The 1402-nt window shown below is 31.2% G+C and carries 2 protein-coding genes; both read left to right on the top strand.

Annotated features, from left to right (window positions below; translation table 11 throughout):
- Window positions 1-441 (top strand): glycosyltransferase (locus tag V7147_RS24995; RefSeq protein WP_335370499.1); only part of this gene is annotated, 441 nt, incomplete at its 5' end.
- On the top strand, window positions 407-1294 hold the full coding sequence (locus V7147_RS24990; protein WP_335370498.1) for a glycosyltransferase family 2 protein: 888 nt from the start codon (window positions 407-409) through the stop codon (window positions 1292-1294). The genes V7147_RS24995 and V7147_RS24990, both read left to right, overlap by 35 nt.
- The last annotated feature ends 108 nt before the right edge of the window (window positions 1295-1402 follow it).

The following is a 1402-nucleotide window of genomic DNA, read 5'->3' as shown; positions in this document are numbered from 1 at the left end:
GTATTACGGTCTCGTATTGAGGAAAAGGTAAGACAATTAAATCTAGCAAATAAAGTTTTGTTTCTGGGAGTAAGACAAGATATTAATTTGTTATTACAAGGATTTGATATTTTTATTCTTCCTTCATTACACGAAGGGTTACCAGTAACATTAATTGAAGCCCAAGGATCTGGGTTACCATGTATTATCTCCAAGGAAATAACAACAGAAGTGGACATGGGAGTAAGTTTAGTACATTCTCTACCTCTCACTCGAACAGAACATTGGGTTGAAAAGATTATGGAACAAGTAAAACTCAAAAAGTCTAGAAAAATAAAGGGAAATTTACTTTCTCTAAAAGGCTACGACATAAAAAATACAGCAAGAGTTATGCAAGAGTCATATCTTACGTTAGGAGAGAAAAGAAATGAAAAAATTAACTATATTTACTCCAACGTATAATCGTGCATACTGCTTACAAAACTGTTACGAAAGTTTACTAAGACAAACAAGTAATGACTTTGTATGGTTAATCATTGATGATGGTTCAACTGACAATACAAAAGAACTCGTTGAACAGTGGATAAATAAGGCTGAAATAGAAATAAGATATCATTGGCAAATTAATCAAGGAATGCATGGGGCTCATAATACGGCCTATGATCTAATTGATACTGAGTTAAATGTATGTATTGACTCTGACGACTATATGCCAGATGATGCAGTTGAAAAAATAGTTTTCTTCTGGAACAAGCATGGTAGTGAAAAAGTAAGTGGGATAATCGGACTTGATTCGTATCCGAATGGTCAAATTATCGGTTCAAAATTACCAGTTTCAACCGAAACATCAACTCTATTTGAACTCTATTACAAATATGGAGTAACAGGAGATAAAAAGCTTGTTTATCGTACAGATTTAACAAAAAAGTATCCTTACCCCGTTTTTAAAAATGAAAAATATGTTGGTTTAGCATATAAATATTACATGTTGGATAGGGAATATAAAATGCTTTTAATAAATGAAGTGTTATGTTACGTAGAATATTTGCCGGATGGATCTTCATTAAATATGCTAAATCAATACCGAAAAAATCCAAAAGGATGGATTTTTTATAGAAAGGAACTGATGAAACTACCTTTTGCTAGTTTGAATTTTAAATTTAGGCAGGCAATTCACTATGTTTCAAGTAGTTTAATGGTAAAAAACATCAGCTTTTTAAGGGATACACCAAGAAAGCTACTAACAGTTTTGGCAATACCTCTTGGATTATTATTATTTATTTATATAACTATCAACACAAAGCAAATTACTTAACAGAGGCTTGAAAAGATATTGTCTCTTTAATAAGTAATTTTGAAAGGATATAATTTATGGAGCTTCTATGGGTTAATCTTGCCATAGTTTTTATTTTCGCATTTTTTG

The organism is Bacillus sp. JJ1521, from assembly GCF_036965165.1.
GTDB lineage: Bacteria > Bacillota > Bacilli > Bacillales > Bacillaceae_L > Ferdinandcohnia.
This window is presented reverse-complemented; position numbering and strand designations above follow the sequence as displayed.

What these genes read in the sequence shown, in the direction of transcription:
- V7147_RS24990 (WP_335370498.1), top strand. Translation starts at nt 407, where the DNA reads ATGAAAAAATTAACTATATTTACTCCAACGTATAATCGTGCATACTGC.